Source organism: Methylobacterium mesophilicum SR1.6/6, from assembly GCF_000364445.2.
In the GTDB taxonomy this organism is placed as follows: domain Bacteria; phylum Pseudomonadota; class Alphaproteobacteria; order Rhizobiales; family Beijerinckiaceae; genus Methylobacterium; species Methylobacterium mesophilicum_A.
In genome coordinates, this window is the sequence record NZ_CP043538.1 from 6,078,909 (window position 1) to 6,093,779 (window position 14,871).

Sequence of the window (14,871 nt, forward strand, 5' to 3'; positions counted from 1 at the left end):
AATGGCACTTTTGCCCGTCAAAAAGGCCAATTCGGCTAATCCTCCGCAGGCAAATTAACCATGCTTTCGAATATGGGTTGGTATCCCGACAGCAACCATTGTGGTTAACAAAACCTTTATGATACCCACTATCCGAGGTTAACAAGCGTTAACCTTCGGAGCGGGATATGGATCGCTTGAAGAGCATTCTGAATGAGGCTCATACAAGCCTGTCGACCGAGCCGAGGCTCGCAGCCATAGATTGGCTCGCGACAGAACTCGGGACATCGTTCGATGAGGCGATCGCTGATGGATGTCTCAAGACTTTCCAATCATCCTGCCTCGACCATCCGCTGTCAGAACTTCTGTTGACGGATCCATATTCGCGGCGCGCATTCGAGAAGCCGCGTGGTTATGCCGGCGACGCCGTAATGTTGGATTATATCTATAGGCCGGCTCGATCGTCGCTGGACGGCTTAGCAGGGTTGATACATGAGGCGACGACAACGTTGCCTAATGCAAAAAGCATCTTATGGCGCAGGGACTATCTGGCCACTCTTTTAGGAAGCCTTATGCGTTCTCGCGAAATCGCAGAGGTTCTGTCGGTAGCCTCAGGCCACATGCGGGAACTCGACCGATTGAGAGAGATAACTTCTGATACAAACATCATATTTACAGCGCTCGACCAAGATTTATCTTCAATTTCAGAAGCTCGAGCGACATACAAGGAATATAATATCTTCGGAGAAAACAAGAATTTTACCTCCCTTCTGAAAGGTCGATCAATTCACAAAAATTACGACCTCGTGTATTCTGCTGGGCTATTTGATTATCTCCAAGATACGACGGCAGTCGCGCTCATGAAAGCGATGTTCAGTCGGCTCAAGCCGGGGGGTGTGCTTTCGGTTGCGAATTTCACTCGAGACAGTCATGGTCGCGGGTTTATGGCCGGTTTCATGGATTGGTGCTTGATCTATCGCAACGAGCAAGACCTGCAAACACTTGCTGATGCCGCTTTCCCAAAGGCTTCATATAGGATCTTCCGCGATCAGCCACGCAACGTCGTTTATTTAGAGGTGTTTGCAGATCGCAATTAGCGGCAGCTATACGCTGCGTCATAGGCAACTGACGATACGTGCCCGGCGGTGGTCAGCGCCCTGCACGTCGAGGTCGACGCTGTGGCGAGGTAAATGTTCAGGTACGTCGCGATGATCACTTCCCCACGTTCATCATCGGCATCGTGGCGCCCGGCACCATCGTGGTCGGCAACTTGCCGTCCCAGCGCTCGGCCTGCGTGAGCGCGACCAGGCCCGGGTTCGAACCGAGCGCCTCGGCTCGGGCCCGGATTGCACTGGCCTCCGCGTCGCCCCGGAGTTTGGTCGCGTCAGCCTCGGCCTGCGCACGCTGGCGGATCGCGTTCGCTTCCGCACCGGCCTTGGTGCCGACGATCTCGGCCTGGACCTTCTCGCGCAGCGCGTTCTGCTTGAGCCGGTCGACCTCGACGGAGGCTTGCATCCGCTGCTCGATCGAACGCATGTACTCCGGCGAGAACTGGATGTCCTCGATCTGCACGGCCTCGATCACGATCGGCGCGTTCATACCGCCGATCGCCTCGTGGATGGCGCCGGCCATCTGGGCGTTGAGGCGCACGCGCTCCTGGACGGCTGTGACCGCATCGAACTGGCCGAACACGTTCTTGGACTGCTCCAGCACCTTGGGCTCGACCACGCGGTCCTCAAGGTTCGCGGTCGATGTGAACCGACTGTAGACCTCGGACACCCGATCGGTCGGGACGTGGTAGAGCACGGACAGCTTCATCACCGCTGGCTGCTGGTCGCGGGAGTAGGCCTCCATCTTGTCGAACTCGACCCGATGGGACTCGACGCTGATCGACACGGCCGACTGCACGAACGGCAGTTTCCAGTGCAGGCCTGGGTCGGCCTCACCAACTACTGCGCCGTTGGTGAGCAGCACCACGCGCTTGCGCTGGTCGACCGTGTAGAACGAGCCTCCGACGACGGAGAGGGCGACGAGGCCTGCGATGCCGATGAGGCCCAGCCTGACGTAGTTCACCTTCTTTGCTCCCTTCTGCGCAGGACCGCGATCACCCATCTGTCGTTCCAGTTGTGTGCCCTTGGCCATCGCCCCTCATCGCATCCGCACGACGCTGTCGTCCGCGTCTACTGTATAGCGCGACTGGCGGCATTCGATGTCGTTTGAGGGCCCAACCGCGCGGCGCCTAGATTGCGATGCACGGCATCGCCCGGAACGCCGTTATCAGCCGGCGCCCGACGTCGGCGCAGGACGCGGGCTCACGAAAGGGCTCGAGACCTTCTGGGCGGACGAGCATCAATCGCGGTGGAGCAGCCGAAAGCGCCGCCTGTCGTTCCTCGCATGTTCTTGGATCAAGCGCGGTTGCCAGGATACCGCTCATGCGCGTTCAGTGTTGCCGCACGGCTCAATCGAAGCTCGAACACAATGCCAGAATAATCGCTGCAGCACGCGTCGATTGAGACAAGAAGATGGATACTTGAAGCTCGATCTGCATCATTTTGGGCATCGCAAGTTGGATCAGGAGCACGCCTTGCCATTGGGTAAAACGATTTCATTGTAGGTGGATTTTACCGCTTGACCGCCGCGGGTCGGCCATGGGACGCTGGCTTTGAATGTGAACTGGTTATTGGCGCCACCCACAAGCCGCATAATATTGCTTCCGAATAAAGCTGGATACGGCACGCTCACTTCGGCCAAGACGTAGCGCATTCCGGCAAGTTGAAAGCCTTCCGGCACCTTCAAATCGGCTGCCGTGCCGACAGCTCGTGCTGTGCCATTGCCCGTCGCGTAACTGGAGCACACCCGCGGTAGCTGTCCTACACCGTCCGCTGCAACGCCGAGCGCGCTGATCACGATCTGAGCTGTGTTGTTCGGATAGGGCGTCAGAACAAGTTTGGCTGACGCGAAGATGTCGCTCAACGTCGCCGCTGCCATCGGTGTCTGCGTGTCTCCCTGGGATGCGATATCCGCTAAAGTACGCGCCAGAAGTGTTACCTTACGGTAGTGATCGAACGCGCGGCCAAATTCTGTGATGCCAAACAACAGCATCAGCATTATGGGCAAGATTAGCGCGAACTCGATGGCTGAGACACCGCGGGTGTCGTCACACAGGTCGGACAAGCTGCGGATGCGACGGATCCCGTCGTGCATTGACCATTTCATGGGTCAGCAGCCCTGTCCCGAAGAGGTGTCATAGGGTTCGGTACGAAAAACGGCCGTCGATTGAAGTAGACGCGCCCCATCACCGAAGCCGGGCAGGCCGGCATAGAGGAAGCTAAAAGCGACGCGGTATTTGACTGCGGCGGTGAAGACAACGATCGCTCCCGGCTGCGCGCAAGCGTAGCTGTTCCCGAAACCGGAGGACCAATCTTTCGTCATCGTATCGAGCGGTGTCGGCACGCTGCCAGCCGCGAAGGAAGTGCTCAACGCGATGTTGAGCTTGAGTGAACTGCAATCGAATGCCGTCGCGACCTGTGCAGTGTTGGTACCGCACATGGACGCTTTCATTGCGGAGAGCAGTTTGCTGCTGTCCGTCTGGCCTGTATTCGCCTTCTGGAATTGACCCGTGTAGATCTTTCGGCCGGCGCGCTGGAGTGCATCGTCGAGGTTCCGCGCCGTCCAGACCAGCAGGGCGGTTTGCAGGATCACGGCAAGCAGACTCAGGAACGGTGTTGCGATCAGGGCAAACTCGACGGCGGCCGCACCATCTTCCTTCCGGATGAGGTGGTTTGCTGCCAAACGCAATCGCGCTCGGATCGAGTGAAGCTGATTTCTGCAGCGGGACGGCATTTACAGCCCCAGAATGATACTGTTGATGAGATAAACGATCGAACTCGGATTACTCAACAATCCTGAGCTTCTTATCAGCTACCTTGATCAAGGTCGGGCATGAGACGATAACGCGGATGTCGTCGTAATCCCGATCACTGCCAGCGTTGGGTGGGCGGTCCTCCCAACCGTAATACATGTACTTGCCATCGCTGCAGCTTGCGGTCGACGTCGCTGGATCGTGGGTCGTGTGGCTGTTCGGCAGGATCCCACCGTCGGATTTGCTCTTACAGGCGCTGAGGCTATCGCAGACGATCGTCTCCAAGATCGGGTTCGAGACCATGTTCACAGTCGTCAGGCTGCCGTTCGTGTTAACGCGATAGCCCTTCATGCTCATTGACTGAACCCGCAGTCCGGTATCGATAGTCGTGTCAGTGTAGTATTCATAAGTTTCCTGGCTTGGATCGTTCCAGATTGATTTGTTGCTTCGGGCGTTGCGCACGTTGTGCAGCATGTAGCTCGGAGCCTCGTTGGCGCCGCAGGTGGGCAGAGCGGCCTTCGAGTAGTCGGTCGGAGGCGTGCCGTTGTCGGCGATCGCGACCAAGCCGCGTCGGCCCTTATCGGCTTCTGCCTGACGCTTGGGATCGGACGAATAGCAGTACATGTAGATGCGGTTGTAATCCGCTGCTTCGGGCGACAGCTGGCTGAAAGTCGGCGGACTGGTCTGGTAGACCGGCGCGACTCGGTTGACGGTGGTCGCGGTGCCGACGACGAGTTGTCGGGGCATACCCGGCAGGAGATGGAGCAAGTTCGTCTTGAGCGTCGTCGAGATCGTCACCCGGTAGTTCGCGCCATCAATCCAGCTTCCATTCACCTGATACCCGCCGGTCGTGCCAGCGGTGCCCAAGCGAGAGGTGAGCTGAGCACTTGCGAGACGTAGCCCCTCGGTGGCTGCTGCGACTGTGTCCGCGTTGGCGACGAGCAGCGCGGTTGCATCGGCGATGCTGGACTCGACCGCCCGGATGCGCACGGCATTGCCGTAGTCGATAACGAGGCCGCCCGCGCCCAGGAGCAGCGGCAGGCTGAGCCCGAAGATCATCACGACGTTGCCGCTCTGATCATCAGCGAAGGGACGAAGCCGGCGCGACAGGCTTCCACGCATGTGAGATCTCCCAACGCGCGTCCCACCATTCACCAGAGAGCGCAGACGGTGCGAGATCACGTTGGCGTTACAATATTAATTCCAGGTTTTTGCCGTTATTTAGACGATCATATTTAAGCGTTAGGTGCGCTTCCCAGTTTTGGTATGGTTAATGAAAGCTAAATGTCGGTCTGCTGTCAGCTTATCTGGGTTCCTGCAATGCGGGCGGCATACGGCCTGACGTTCTTTGGAACTCTGAGGCCAAGACGTCAGCCCGCCCCCACCGCCGCCTGCCGCTTCGCTTGCGCCCCCGGCACGCCCAGTCCGATCGCGTTCGCGAACGCCGAGCGGGTGCGGCTTAGCCAGGAGCCGCCACGGGATCGCTGGCGGGCATGCCATAGCGTGTGCGATATGTGTCCGGCGTCAGGCGGTGCCCCACCAAAGCCGCCCAGGATCTTGTACGACCGGTCGGGTGCTCGACGTCAGCGCAGGTCCAGGGCTCACGAGGGGGATCAGGACCTTCCTGGCGGAGCGGCATCGAACGCGGTGGCGCGGCCGAATGCGTCGCTCGACGTTCCTAGCATATTCTTGGGTCGACCACCGCGTTTGCTAAGCCATATCTCGGCTATGCTTTCTCAACCAAGCTACTGGATCCCGATGCTGAAGCGGCGATCTCGTCGGTTATTGCATCGATGCTCTTCCACCTCCCGCTCAATTTAGGCGGATGTCTCCAATCTGGACGGTACGGGAGTCCCTTAGTATGACAGCGGTCGACCGCTATGCGCTGCTATCCTGCAAGTCCTCCAACGCTTGGCATGAGTAGACAATCCTAAGGATGTCCCTGTGACCGTAAAAACCTTCTGCGGCATCGACTACGATGCTAAATCAAATGACATTTCAAGTCATGACTATATATTAAAGCTAAATGAAGTGTTGAAATTCATCCGGCCTAAACCTTCGCCGTATCCGCTAATCAGAATTGGCAACGGAGATGATGGATCTTATCTAGTGCCGGATGCAATAGGCGGGATCGCAGCTTGCTTCTCTCCTGGCGTTGACAATTTCAAAAATTTTGAAGATCATTTAAGTAAAACATATGAAATTAGAACTCATATGTGTGATTTCTCGAGCGATTTAAATAAATTCAAAACACCCTTGATTGAGGGAATGCAGACATTCGATAAGCTTTGGCTTGAGCCCGAGGCTGGCGAGCATGCAATCTCTTTGCGCGATCTTATCCAAAAATACGATCGGTCCAAGAATGATCTGATGTTGCAGATGGACATTGAGGGTGCCGAATACCGAAATATTATCGCTCTAGACGATGATAGCTTGCAACGTTTCAGGATAATAGTTATAGAATTACATGATTTGGACAAAATTGCCGATAAATCTATCTTTATCAATATTCTCCAACCGTTTTTCGAAAAGATCAGCCGCTACTTTACCTGCGTTCATGCCCATCCGAATAACTGCTGCCCTGATTTTCTGCTTCCCGAGCTTGGCGTCCGTGTGCCGGTATTCCTTGAACTCACCTTAATCAGAAACGATTATTGTCGCGAGGGCGCCGCCAAACTCCAACCCATAATCCCCCATCCGCTGGATATTGGGCGAAATGTTCGTAGACAGCCGCCGCTATTCCTTGACGAAAACTGGCTTGAGCAACCGCGCCCGTTGGAGGCGCGCCATAAGATGCTGTCGGATAAAATCGAGTATGTATCCGATCGCATGGAGAATGAAGTTCTTGGTCGACTTGATGGGATTGAGCGCGCGTTGAAGTTCATTGCCCTCTCCAGTCGGAAGCGCAACTTTAGTGCCCCAGCAGGTCTAGAAGAGATTGCTGTTGGCAAGTCATACAGGTTAAGTTCGGCTTACGATGAAGGCAGTATTGAGGGCACTGTCCCGGAAGGTGGTCAAAGGTTCTTTTTCCATACGGATTATGGCGTTGCGCAATCGATAACCATAGATCTCCAATGCGATAGATCGATATCTCTTATAGAAATTGAAAATCGGCGAGATATGTGCTTCGATCGAGCAAAATTACTATTCTTGATGTTAATGCCAGAAAACAACGACGCCTTTGACAAAAATTTTATACCTATAGATACATCCGATGAATTCTTGACGGGACTTCAGAAGGCGGTCGAGATTAGCATCCCGGTCACGTCAGCTCGGTACGTAACCATCATCTCTCCGTTGCTGACTTACTTTCATTTGTCTGCAATACGTGTCTTTGCGGAGCGGGCCGCTCACTGATGGAGCGTGGACCGCGTTGCTGGGGCGTGATCCCAACGCCGCAGATCTCACCGCCGTAGGTCACGGCGGTGAGCGTGAAGATCGGCACCGCGCTACTCCGTCGCCTGCCGCTTCGCGTGCGCACCCGGCACGCCCAGCCCGATCGCCTTCGCGATCTTCGACCGCTGCGCGGCGTAGCTCGGCGCGATCATCGGGTAGTCGGCCGGCAGGCCGTAGCGCTCGCAGTACGTCGCCGGCGTGAGCCCGTGGGCCGTGAGGTGGCGGCGGATCGTCTTGTACGACCGGCCGTCGATGAAGCTGACGATGCCGTCCTGCTGGACCGACTTGCGGATCTGGGCGGGCGTCGGGCGCTCGATCGCCGACTCGGGTGGGGTCGGCAGCGCGACCTTCTCAGCCGGCCCCTGCAGCGCCAGCAGCCCGTCGCGGACCGTGCGCATCAGCCCAGGTAGCGTTTCGGGTGCCACGGCCTGGCGGCCGACATAGGCCGCCACGATGCCGGCGGTGAGGTCGAGGATCGGGTCGAGGGTCTCAGGCATGGATGCTCTCCTGGGGTGATGAGGCCGGCGGCTGCGCGCGCCGGCGAGGCGCGTTGGCTCAGTGCACGTCCTCCTCGTGTTCGGCGGGGACCGGGACCCGCAGGCCGATCTTGCGGGCGAGCTCGTCGCTGATCGGGATCCGGCCCCACATGGCCTGGCCGCGGCCCTGCGCCTCGGCTTCGCGCCGGGCGCGTTCGCGGAAGCGATCGTTCGCCCGGGCCATGGATGCGCGCTCGGCGGAGATCTCACCTTCCGTCTGCTCGGTGATCGCGGACTCGCCGCGCATGTCGGCCTTCACCGTCTCCCAGTGGGCGACGGCGATGGCGCGGTCGTCGTCGGTGGCGCCGGTGTCGTAGAGCTCGGCGCCGAGGATGGCCTCGACCTTCGCGAGCTCGGTCTCGATCGGAAGGGTCTCGTACCGACATTCGGCCACGACGTCGGCGTCCGAGGGGCAGCCCTTGCCGTCCCAGAGACAGCGCCAGCCCGGCTGGCGAAACCGGATGCGGGCCCGCTCGATCGCCCAGGTCGGCTCGCCGGCGAGCGCCTGGGCGTAGAAGCCGACCTTGGTCGCGAGCTCCCGCGGGTCGGCGCCGTAGCCCGCCTTGCTGGACACGAGCAGCATGATCTCCCGGTTCGCGTCCGGGCCCGGTGAGGCGGTGAGCGCGCGCCGCAGCTCGTCACGGCGCCGCTCCAGCCAGTCCTGCTGCGCCGGGTTAGGCGCCGAAGCGACGGGCAGCCGCTTGCGGCGGAAGGAGCCCGGCGCATCCTCCAGCCGGTTCGTGAACTGCGCGATGAACAGATCCGTCTCCCGCGTGGCGAGCGGCGGCGTCACGGCCCGGCTCAAGGCCGAGGACGTTGAGGAGGTCGGCAGGGTCATGGGGCAATCCAATCATCTCAGCGACGAGGGCGAGGCCGCCGTTCGTGGAGCGGCGGGGCGGGGCGGATGCGGGGGAGCGGCGGGCCTCGCGGGCGGCGCGGTCGGCGGCTTCGCGGAGCGCGGTGTCGAGGATCCCGTCGAAGGCAAGCGCCCAGTCGGCCTTCCGGGCGATCGGGCGGTGCGCGTTGGCGTGGGACCAGCGGTGCATGCTGGCCGCGGTCTGCCGGACGAAGGCGGCGTCGAAGCCAGCCGCCTCGGCCGCCGCGTAGTGGTGCCCCTCCGGCGCGAATCCATCGGGACACAAAACAGCCCGGGGAGAGGGAGCCCCCTTGGGGGCCGTGGCCGCGTCAGCGGACGCGGGGGGAGCGCCGAGTCCCGAGTCTCTCTCCTGGGGGATTCCCTTCTGGTGGATTCCTTCTGGGGGATTCCTCTAGGGGTGACAGCGGTGTCACCCTCGGGGGTGACTGGGCTGACACCCCCGAGGGTGACTGGATCGGGCGGCGGTATGGGTGACTGTGTGTCACCCTCCCCACGCTTCGGCCGGGCCTCCGGACGCGGGGATGTCGGGTCGTTCGCCGCCGGGCGCGGGACCCCCGGCAGGTAGAGGACGAACAGGTTCTCCCGCTGTCGGCCGGTCTCCGCGTGGCGCTGCTCGACCCGCAGGATGCCAAGCTCCTCCAGGACGCGGATCTTGCGCTGGACGGTGCGGACCGACTGCGAGCACTTGCGCGCCAGCGTCTCGATCTTCGGCCAGGCCTGCCCGGTCTCGGCGTGGGCGTAGTCGGCGATCACGAAGGCGACGAGCTTGGCGATCCCGTCCGGGATCTCCGTCTTCATGATGAAATGGATGGCCTCGATACTCATGGCGGTTGGCCTTCGTGCAGGCAAAGCTGGAGCGTCCGGCCGCGAAACCTGTCCGGCTCCGGGCACGCGAAGACCCGTCGGCTGAATCGCTGGTCGCGAAGCCAATCGGGCCGGTGTGACGGGTGGAAGCTCGCAGCGCGGGCCGAGCCTCAGGCCTCCGCCAATGAGAGGCGTCTGGAGGCGGGGGCTCAGGACCTGCGGAAGGCCGGTATCTCGTCCGGGCCGGGCGGCATCAGCCGGGCACGAGGCGGGGTCCGTCAGCAGGGCGCGCGAGGATCTGATGGGCCGGGCGCGGGGGACCGCGGGGCAAGGGCCAGAGCATGATGATCATGATGGTGCGGGCCTCAGGCTGAGGTGGTCGACAGGGCGTCGCCGGCGGGCACGGAGGCCTGCGGCGCAGCCGGAGCGGCGATCGCCGACGCGGGATCGACCGGGGCAGGCGTGACGACAGCACCGGCGCCGATTCGCGGCGGCCCGCCCGGGCCTGGATCGGGGCGCAGCGCGTCGAGGCGCGCGAGCGTGTCCCGCTGCCGGCCCTCGATCACGCTGAGCAGGTCGATGATGCCGAGGTTGTTGGCCTGGACCATCCTGGCGGTCGGCGAGGCGTCGCCGGCGATCCGGTCGTTCTTGGCGTGGAGCTCCAGGCGCAGCTGCGCGAGCAGCTCCTCGAACTTCCAGCCGTCCGGATTGTCAGCCGACATCAGCACCGGAGTGGTGGGTGTGCTCATCGATGACCTCGGGAGGTTTGCTGCGTGTAGGCGGAGTGGCAGCTTGGGAGGGCCGGGAATCCGGATGGAGTCCGAGTCTTTCGGGAGTCGGGGCCGCTCTGCGGCCTGCTCCCGGGCGCCACGCTAGGCGTCCGGTCCGGGTGACGCCGGTGGCGTCGGGGGCGGTGGGAGCGCGGCGCGATGAACCTTCCGAGCCTGCGCGCGATTCGTACCGTAGGAGGAAGCGTCATGACGGACGATAAGAAGAGCGCGAGCGAACGGCCGGGCGAGGACTTGGACGATCTCTCGATCGACCGGCCGCGGCTGACCCCGCAGGGGCGGACGGCGCCGGAAGCCGCCGGCGAGGACGCCACCGACCCGAAAGGTGGGGCCAAGCAGGGGCAGGCCGACAAGGCCGAAGGGTAGCTGCGCGGCACTCATTCGGCCGCCTCGCGCGCGGCCGCCGGCGCCTGATAGAGGTTGCAGAAGTCCGGCCGGGCCAGCCGCTGGAAGGCCTCACCGTAGGGGGGGTAGCTGCAGGCGCGCACCAGGTCGTAGAAGCCCTCGGGCTTCACCGAGTTGGCGCCCACCGGCCAGTCGTGATCGGTCCGAACGGAGCGAGCAGGCCGCAGCGTCCGCAGCTCGCCGCGCACGGCGAAGAGCACGTGCTCCGTGCTGTTGCGGAAGTAGCGGCCCAGCCCAATCGTCGATTTCGTCCAAGTGTGGACGGTCTTGTAGGCGAAGCCCCATCCCGCGATCAGCTCGAAGGCGAGCCCGAGAGTGTTGTTCGTCGCCCACAGGTAGAGGTGGCAGTTCTCCTCGGCCCAATCCGCGATCGGCATCCCGCGAATCTCGTCGAGCGGCATCGTCGCGTAGTCGTGCCCGGCCGCGCGGGAGATGTTGTCCTCCGCCCAAGGCGGATCGACCACGAGTGTGCGGAATCGGCCGTCCACCGGCACTAGAGCGTTTTCGGTTTGGGCTGAGTCGGCTTGGTGGGGTTCACGCGGCGCTGGGAGGCTGATTCACTCGGCCGGTCGACAGCCGGAGTGATGCATGGGCCGCCCCTACAGCTTGGACCTGCGCGAGCGGGTGGTGACCGCGGCTGCGGCGACCTCGCGCCGTCAGGCGGCCGCCCGCTTCGGGGTCGGCCAAGCAACCGCGATCCGCTGGATGGCGGCGCTCGCCGCGACTGGGACGGTGGCCGCCCGGCCGCAGGGGCGTGCCCGCCGCTCCAAGCTCGACCCGTACGAGACGTTCCTGCGTACGCTGATCGACGAGAAGGTTGACATCACCCTGGAGGAGATGCGCGCCCGGTTGCAGGACGAGCATGGCCTCACCGTCGGGCTCGGCACGCTGTGGGCCTTCCTCGACGCGCGCGACCTGACGTACAAAAAAAGACGGCCCACGCCGCAGAGCAGGATCGGCCGGACGTGAAGGCCGCCCGGGAAGCGTGGTTCGAGAGCCAGCCCGATCTCGACCCGGACCGGCTGGTGTTCCTCGACGAGACGTGGACCGCCACCAACATGGCCCGCACCCGCGGGCGCTGTCCCCGCGGCCAGCGGCTGCGCTCCCCCGTCCCGCACGGTCATTGGAAGACCACCACCCTGGTGGCGGGCCTGCGCCTGTCCGGGATCGCCGCGCCGTTCGTGCTCGACGGGCCGATCAACCGCGACGCCTTCCAAGTCTACGTCGATCAGGTCCTGGTGCCCGAACTCGCACCCGGGGACATCGTGATCATGGACAATCTCGGCAGCCACAAAGGCCTGGCCGTGCGCGCGGCGATCGAGGCGGCGGGCGCGCGGCTCCTGTTCCTCCCGCCCTACTCGCCGGATTTCAATCCGATCGAGATGGCATTCTCGAAGTTGAAGGCGCGGCTGCGTAAGGCCGCCGAGCGCACGCGCGAAGGGCTCTGGACCACAATCGGGCGGCTCGTCGATGCCGTCACGCCCGACGAGGCCGCAAACTTCTTCGTCGCGGCAGGATACGACCCCGATTAAACCGAAACCGCTCTAGTGACAGTACGCGCTGCTCGTCCAGGATCCGGTTCAGTTCCTTGCGGGCCGAATCCGGGCCGCCGGCCTTGTCCATCATCGCCACGAGGTGGCCGAAACGCTCGGGGTCAGCCTCCGCGGCCTCGGCGACATCGAAAATCTTGCGCAGGGTCCGGCCGGTGATCCCGTAGCGATCCGCGGCCCGATCCATCGCGAGCGAAGGCCGTGAAATTTTCACGCCCTTACCGCCCAAAGAAATACGCGCGCGGGCGGCTTCCTGCTCGCGCTCCAGTAGGGGGCGCGCCGACACTGCAATGTCGCTCGGCTTCCACCGCGACAGCTCACGCATGAACGAGCCCTGGTCCGGATTGGGATTACGAGTGGGGATGGCGCGCGGCATGGCGCGCCCGGGAATCATGCCGACGCGAGACCGGGCATGGAGAGGATCGCGGCCATCAGACGAACCCCCGGCGCAGCGGCACGCGGATCGCCCGCTCCTCCTGACGCCCCTCGCGCCGTGCCTGCCAGCGCAGGGCGACGAGCAGGCCGAGCTCGATCGGCGCGGTGAACAGCGCGGCGAAGCTCGGATGCACCATGATCGCGGTGACCACGACCGCGGCGATCAGGATCCAGAACGAGGGGGATCGGGCGGCCATGTCAGTGCTCCCCCGCCGCGTTGCCGATCCGCAAGCAGTGGAAGTCGCCATTCATCCCTGGGGTGATGACGGAGCCGCCGGCCTTGATGCAGGCCTCGCGTAGATCCCGGTCCTGTTGCGAGCAGGACGTCGCACCCCAGGCGATCAGGGCGACGATGCTGACGGCGGCCGCGGCGGCGCAGAGGGTGTGTAGGACCTCCATCGCCCTAGTCCTGCGGCTGCGCGATGGCCTGGATCTGCGGCTTGGCGGCCGTGAAAGCCCGCAGCAGACCGTCGTAGGCGCGCTCGTTAGCGTTCACCCACGGGATCGCGGTGACGAACAGGGCGTCGACCGCGATCGTGTCGAGCGCCTTGGTCCCGTAGAGCGCGCCGGACGGCTGGATTCGGGGGTACGTGCCGGCCGGGATCTCGCCGTAGCCGTAGACCGGCTGGCCGCGGGCGTCCTTCGCGGAGCCCACCATCTCGCCGTCGTCCGAGCGCACCAGCACCACGCGGTCGCCCTGGCCCTGCGCGTCGTTCTTGATGAAGGACGCGTTGAGCGCGCCAACCCAGAGCGCGCACTGCACCTGGCTGCCGTCGGCGGCGGCCGAAAGCGCGCGGACGCCGGAGCGGGTGTCGACGTTCACCGGGCCGAAGCGCTTCTTGTCGGCGAGCACGAAGGCGTCCCAGGTGGTGCGGCCGCCCGAGCCGTCCGGGCCCACCGCCACCGTGTTGGCCTTGCCCAGGTCCGTGATCCGGGAGACCCCCGCCTGCCGGTTGCACAGCAGGTGGACCTGCTCCTGGTAGAGCACGCCGGCGCGCTCGATGGTCGAGAGCGCGGCCGCGTTTTTTGAGCTGTAGACCAGCAGCGCGTCGGACTGGACGAAGGCGCCGTCGCACTGGCCGCCGGTGAGCTTGTCCAGGTTGTCGAGCGAGCCTTGCGTCGGCACGACCTCCACCTTCAGGCTGCCGGCCTTGCTCTTCAGGATGTGGCCGGCGCGGAAGTAGTTGCCGGATTCGGAGCCGGTGCAGAGGCGAAAGGCCGGGGGCTCGGCGGCAAGGGCGGCCGTGCTGGACAGGAGACAGGCGGAGAGGGCGAGGAGAGCGGTGCGCACGAAGGGCCTCAGGGCTCAGGATGGCCGGACGCGGCGTCCGGGGTGACGGGGGCGGAGACAGGCAAGATGCGCCAGGCCCACGCGCGTGGGCGGCGGATCGATTCCGGGCGGGAGGGGTCTGCGACATCGGCCGCGACCGCAGTTAGGGCCACGAGCCAAAGGGCGCCGAGGCTGCACGCGCGGATGCCTTCAGCGAGATAGGCGCGGAGCGCGATGACGGCGCCGGGCATCACGAGTCCTCCGGCGGCGGGTTAAGGTCGGTGCGGCCTCCACGGGACCACAGCCGGCGGTCCCACTGGCGGGCGACTTCCTGCAGGTAGCCGGACGTCGACAGGATCGGCGTCGCCACCCAGCCGATCGCAAGGAACGGCACGGCCAAAGCCTGGAGGAGCGCGGCCAGCCCGCGCAGGAGATAGGCGACTGCGATCATCGCCCGCTCCAGACATCGGCGAGCTGCTGCCGGATCTTGGCCGCCTGTCGCTCCAGCCGCGCCTGTCGGCAGATGCGGGCCGCCTCCTGCAGGGAGGCCGGCGACGCGTCCGGGTTCACGAACACGAACAGCTCGGGCCCGTAGACCTCGATCAGCCGGTGGTACGTGTTGCCGGACGGCGATGAGGTCCCGGACAGCCATTTCTCGACCGTCTTGGCCGAGATCTGCGTGTCCACCTCGATGCAAGCGGCCGTCTTCTGCGGGTGGATTGTCCGCAGAAACTCGGCGATACGCGCGCCGAAAATCTGGGGTTCGAGTACCCCAAGGTTTCGGAAGACTCCCTCAGATCTTCGCACGGATTTCCTCGATGCTGTGGGCATCGAGGTGGATCGGGCGATCGGTCCGGTCGGAAAGAGCGAGGCGGTCATCGATCGGACCTCGCCGGGAGGTCGAGCAGACGATGGGCAAGATCACGCGCCAGCGCTTGCAGGCAGATGGGCGCGTGAAGGAGGGCGAAG

The 14,871-nt window shown here is 63.3% G+C and carries 19 protein-coding genes; 4 read left to right on the top strand and 15 right to left on the bottom strand.

Annotation, left to right across the window (positions count from 1 at the left end):
- Positions 1 to 167: 167 nt before the first annotated feature.
- Positions 168 to 1,076 (top strand): class I SAM-dependent methyltransferase, encoded by a 909-nt coding sequence (locus tag MMSR116_RS28855; RefSeq protein WP_158169214.1) that lies wholly within the window; start codon positions 168 to 170, stop codon positions 1,074 to 1,076.
- A 115-nt stretch (positions 1,077 to 1,191) separates the two neighbouring features.
- On the opposite strand, the gene MMSR116_RS28860 is transcribed toward MMSR116_RS28855, so the two are convergent.
- The 4 genes from MMSR116_RS28860 to MMSR116_RS28875 all read right to left on the bottom strand — a co-directional run bounded on the left by MMSR116_RS28860 (position 1,192) and on the right by MMSR116_RS28875 (position 4,963).
- The gene (locus tag MMSR116_RS28860; protein ID WP_010684364.1) at positions 1,192 to 2,052 is read right to left on the bottom strand and encodes an SPFH domain-containing protein; all 861 of its coding nucleotides are present in this window, start codon (positions 2,050 to 2,052) and stop codon (positions 1,192 to 1,194) included.
- 498 nt (positions 2,053 to 2,550) lie between these two features.
- The gene (locus tag MMSR116_RS28865) at positions 2,551 to 3,183 is read right to left on the bottom strand and encodes a TadE/TadG family type IV pilus assembly protein (RefSeq protein ID WP_106428257.1); all 633 of its coding nucleotides are present in this window, start codon (positions 3,181 to 3,183) and stop codon (positions 2,551 to 2,553) included.
- A gap of 15 nt (positions 3,184 to 3,198) precedes the next feature.
- The gene (locus tag MMSR116_RS28870) at positions 3,199 to 3,771 is read right to left on the bottom strand and encodes a TadE/TadG family type IV pilus assembly protein (RefSeq protein WP_244625555.1); all 573 of its coding nucleotides are present in this window, start codon (positions 3,769 to 3,771) and stop codon (positions 3,199 to 3,201) included.
- A gap of 100 nt (positions 3,772 to 3,871) precedes the next feature.
- Complete coding sequence (locus tag MMSR116_RS28875; protein WP_010684367.1) at positions 3,872 to 4,963, bottom strand: pilus assembly protein TadG-related protein; 1,092 nt, start codon at positions 4,961 to 4,963, stop codon at positions 3,872 to 3,874.
- Positions 4,964 to 5,785: 822 nt separating this feature from the next.
- Here MMSR116_RS28875 and MMSR116_RS28880 point away from each other — a divergent pair.
- Positions 5,786 to 7,198, top strand: a complete 1,413-nt coding sequence (locus MMSR116_RS28880; RefSeq protein WP_010684369.1) for an FkbM family methyltransferase — start codon at positions 5,786 to 5,788, stop codon at positions 7,196 to 7,198.
- Positions 7,199 to 7,290: 92 nt separating this feature from the next.
- Here the strand turns inward: MMSR116_RS28880 and MMSR116_RS28885 are convergent, their stop codons facing one another.
- From MMSR116_RS28885 to MMSR116_RS28900, 4 genes are all read right to left on the bottom strand, one after another.
- On the bottom strand, positions 7,291 to 7,734 hold the full coding sequence (locus MMSR116_RS28885) for a MucR family transcriptional regulator (RefSeq protein WP_010684370.1): 444 nt from the start codon (positions 7,732 to 7,734) through the stop codon (positions 7,291 to 7,293).
- 58 nt (positions 7,735 to 7,792) lie between these two features.
- The gene (locus MMSR116_RS28890) at positions 7,793 to 8,611 is read right to left on the bottom strand and encodes a hypothetical protein (protein WP_158169216.1); all 819 of its coding nucleotides are present in this window, start codon (positions 8,609 to 8,611) and stop codon (positions 7,793 to 7,795) included.
- Positions 8,612 to 8,623: 12 nt separating this feature from the next.
- Positions 8,624 to 9,475: a helix-turn-helix domain-containing protein gene (locus MMSR116_RS32630; protein WP_158169218.1), complete on the bottom strand. Its 852-nt coding sequence runs from the start codon at positions 9,473 to 9,475 to the stop codon at positions 8,624 to 8,626.
- Between the two features lie 344 nt (positions 9,476 to 9,819).
- Positions 9,820 to 10,203, bottom strand: a complete 384-nt coding sequence (locus tag MMSR116_RS28900; RefSeq protein ID WP_010684373.1) for a hypothetical protein — start codon at positions 10,201 to 10,203, stop codon at positions 9,820 to 9,822.
- A 228-nt stretch (positions 10,204 to 10,431) separates the two neighbouring features.
- Between MMSR116_RS28900 and MMSR116_RS31520 the strand changes: the two genes are divergently transcribed.
- Positions 10,432 to 10,608: a hypothetical protein gene (locus tag MMSR116_RS31520; protein ID WP_010684374.1), complete on the top strand. Its 177-nt coding sequence runs from the start codon at positions 10,432 to 10,434 to the stop codon at positions 10,606 to 10,608.
- An 11-nt stretch (positions 10,609 to 10,619) separates the two neighbouring features.
- On the opposite strand, the gene MMSR116_RS28905 is transcribed toward MMSR116_RS31520, so the two are convergent.
- A complete protein-coding gene (locus MMSR116_RS28905; RefSeq protein WP_106428272.1) occupies positions 10,620 to 11,111 on the bottom strand; it encodes an MT-A70 family methyltransferase in 492 nt (163 codons plus the stop codon).
- A 124-nt stretch (positions 11,112 to 11,235) separates the two neighbouring features.
- Here MMSR116_RS28905 and MMSR116_RS28910 point away from each other — a divergent pair.
- Positions 11,236 to 12,179, top strand: a protein-coding gene (locus MMSR116_RS28910; protein WP_085988030.1) for an IS630 family transposase whose coding sequence is annotated in 2 segments (ribosomal slippage) — positions 11,236 to 11,572 and positions 11,572 to 12,179 — 945 coding nt in all. Because the reading frame shifts where the segments join, the coding sequence is not laid out codon by codon here.
- Here the strand turns inward: MMSR116_RS28910 and MMSR116_RS28915 are convergent.
- The 6 genes from MMSR116_RS28915 to MMSR116_RS28940 form a co-directional block, all read right to left on the bottom strand.
- Positions 12,124 to 12,573 (bottom strand): hypothetical protein, encoded by a 450-nt coding sequence (locus MMSR116_RS28915; RefSeq protein WP_010684378.1) that lies wholly within the window; start codon positions 12,571 to 12,573, stop codon positions 12,124 to 12,126. The two genes, MMSR116_RS28910 and MMSR116_RS28915, sit on opposite strands and share 56 nt — an antisense overlap.
- A 55-nt stretch (positions 12,574 to 12,628) precedes the next feature.
- Positions 12,629 to 12,829, bottom strand: coding sequence for a hypothetical protein (locus MMSR116_RS28920; protein WP_010684379.1), 201 nt, complete (start codon positions 12,827 to 12,829; stop codon positions 12,629 to 12,631).
- A 1-nt stretch (position 12,830) separates the two neighbouring features.
- Entirely contained in the window at positions 12,831 to 13,031 is a 201-nt protein-coding gene (locus tag MMSR116_RS28925; protein WP_010684380.1) for a hypothetical protein, read from the bottom strand.
- A 4-nt stretch (positions 13,032 to 13,035) separates the two neighbouring features.
- Positions 13,036 to 13,923, bottom strand: a complete 888-nt coding sequence (locus MMSR116_RS28930; protein ID WP_010684381.1) for a TAXI family TRAP transporter solute-binding subunit — start codon at positions 13,921 to 13,923, stop codon at positions 13,036 to 13,038.
- A 229-nt stretch (positions 13,924 to 14,152) separates the two neighbouring features.
- Positions 14,153 to 14,353 (bottom strand): hypothetical protein, encoded by a 201-nt coding sequence (locus tag MMSR116_RS28935; RefSeq protein WP_010684383.1) that lies wholly within the window; start codon positions 14,351 to 14,353, stop codon positions 14,153 to 14,155.
- Positions 14,350 to 14,781, bottom strand: a complete 432-nt coding sequence (locus tag MMSR116_RS28940) for a hypothetical protein (RefSeq protein WP_158169220.1) — start codon at positions 14,779 to 14,781, stop codon at positions 14,350 to 14,352. The genes MMSR116_RS28935 and MMSR116_RS28940 overlap by 4 nt, the downstream gene beginning before the upstream one ends.
- Positions 14,782 to 14,871 lie beyond the last annotated feature (90 nt).

What these genes read in the sequence shown, in the direction of transcription:
- MMSR116_RS28890 (WP_158169216.1), bottom strand. Translation starts at nt 8,611, where the DNA reads ATGACCCTGCCGACCTCCTCAACGTCCTCGGCCTTGAGCCGGGCCGTG.
- MMSR116_RS28925 (WP_010684380.1), bottom strand. Translation starts at nt 13,031, where the DNA reads ATGGAGGTCCTACACACCCTCTGCGCCGCCGCGGCCGCCGTCAGCATC.
- MMSR116_RS28915 (WP_010684378.1), bottom strand. Translation starts at nt 12,573, where the DNA reads ATGCCGCGCGCCATCCCCACTCGTAATCCCAATCCGGACCAGGGCTCG.
- MMSR116_RS28940 (WP_158169220.1), bottom strand. Translation starts at nt 14,781, where the DNA reads ATGACCGCCTCGCTCTTTCCGACCGGACCGATCGCCCGATCCACCTCG.
- MMSR116_RS28935 (WP_010684383.1), bottom strand. Translation starts at nt 14,353, where the DNA reads ATGATCGCAGTCGCCTATCTCCTGCGCGGGCTGGCCGCGCTCCTCCAG.
- MMSR116_RS32630 (WP_158169218.1), bottom strand. Translation starts at nt 9,475, where the DNA reads ATGAGTATCGAGGCCATCCATTTCATCATGAAGACGGAGATCCCGGAC.
- MMSR116_RS28855 (WP_158169214.1), top strand. Translation starts at nt 168, where the DNA reads ATGGATCGCTTGAAGAGCATTCTGAATGAGGCTCATACAAGCCTGTCG.
- MMSR116_RS28900 (WP_010684373.1), bottom strand. Translation starts at nt 10,203, where the DNA reads ATGAGCACACCCACCACTCCGGTGCTGATGTCGGCTGACAATCCGGAC.
- MMSR116_RS28920 (WP_010684379.1), bottom strand. Translation starts at nt 12,829, where the DNA reads ATGGCCGCCCGATCCCCCTCGTTCTGGATCCTGATCGCCGCGGTCGTG.
- MMSR116_RS31520 (WP_010684374.1), top strand. Translation starts at nt 10,432, where the DNA reads ATGACGGACGATAAGAAGAGCGCGAGCGAACGGCCGGGCGAGGACTTG.
- MMSR116_RS28885 (WP_010684370.1), bottom strand. Translation starts at nt 7,734, where the DNA reads ATGCCTGAGACCCTCGACCCGATCCTCGACCTCACCGCCGGCATCGTG.
- MMSR116_RS28865 (WP_106428257.1), bottom strand. Translation starts at nt 3,183, where the DNA reads ATGCACGACGGGATCCGTCGCATCCGCAGCTTGTCCGACCTGTGTGAC.
- MMSR116_RS28875 (WP_010684367.1), bottom strand. Translation starts at nt 4,963, where the DNA reads ATGCGTGGAAGCCTGTCGCGCCGGCTTCGTCCCTTCGCTGATGATCAG.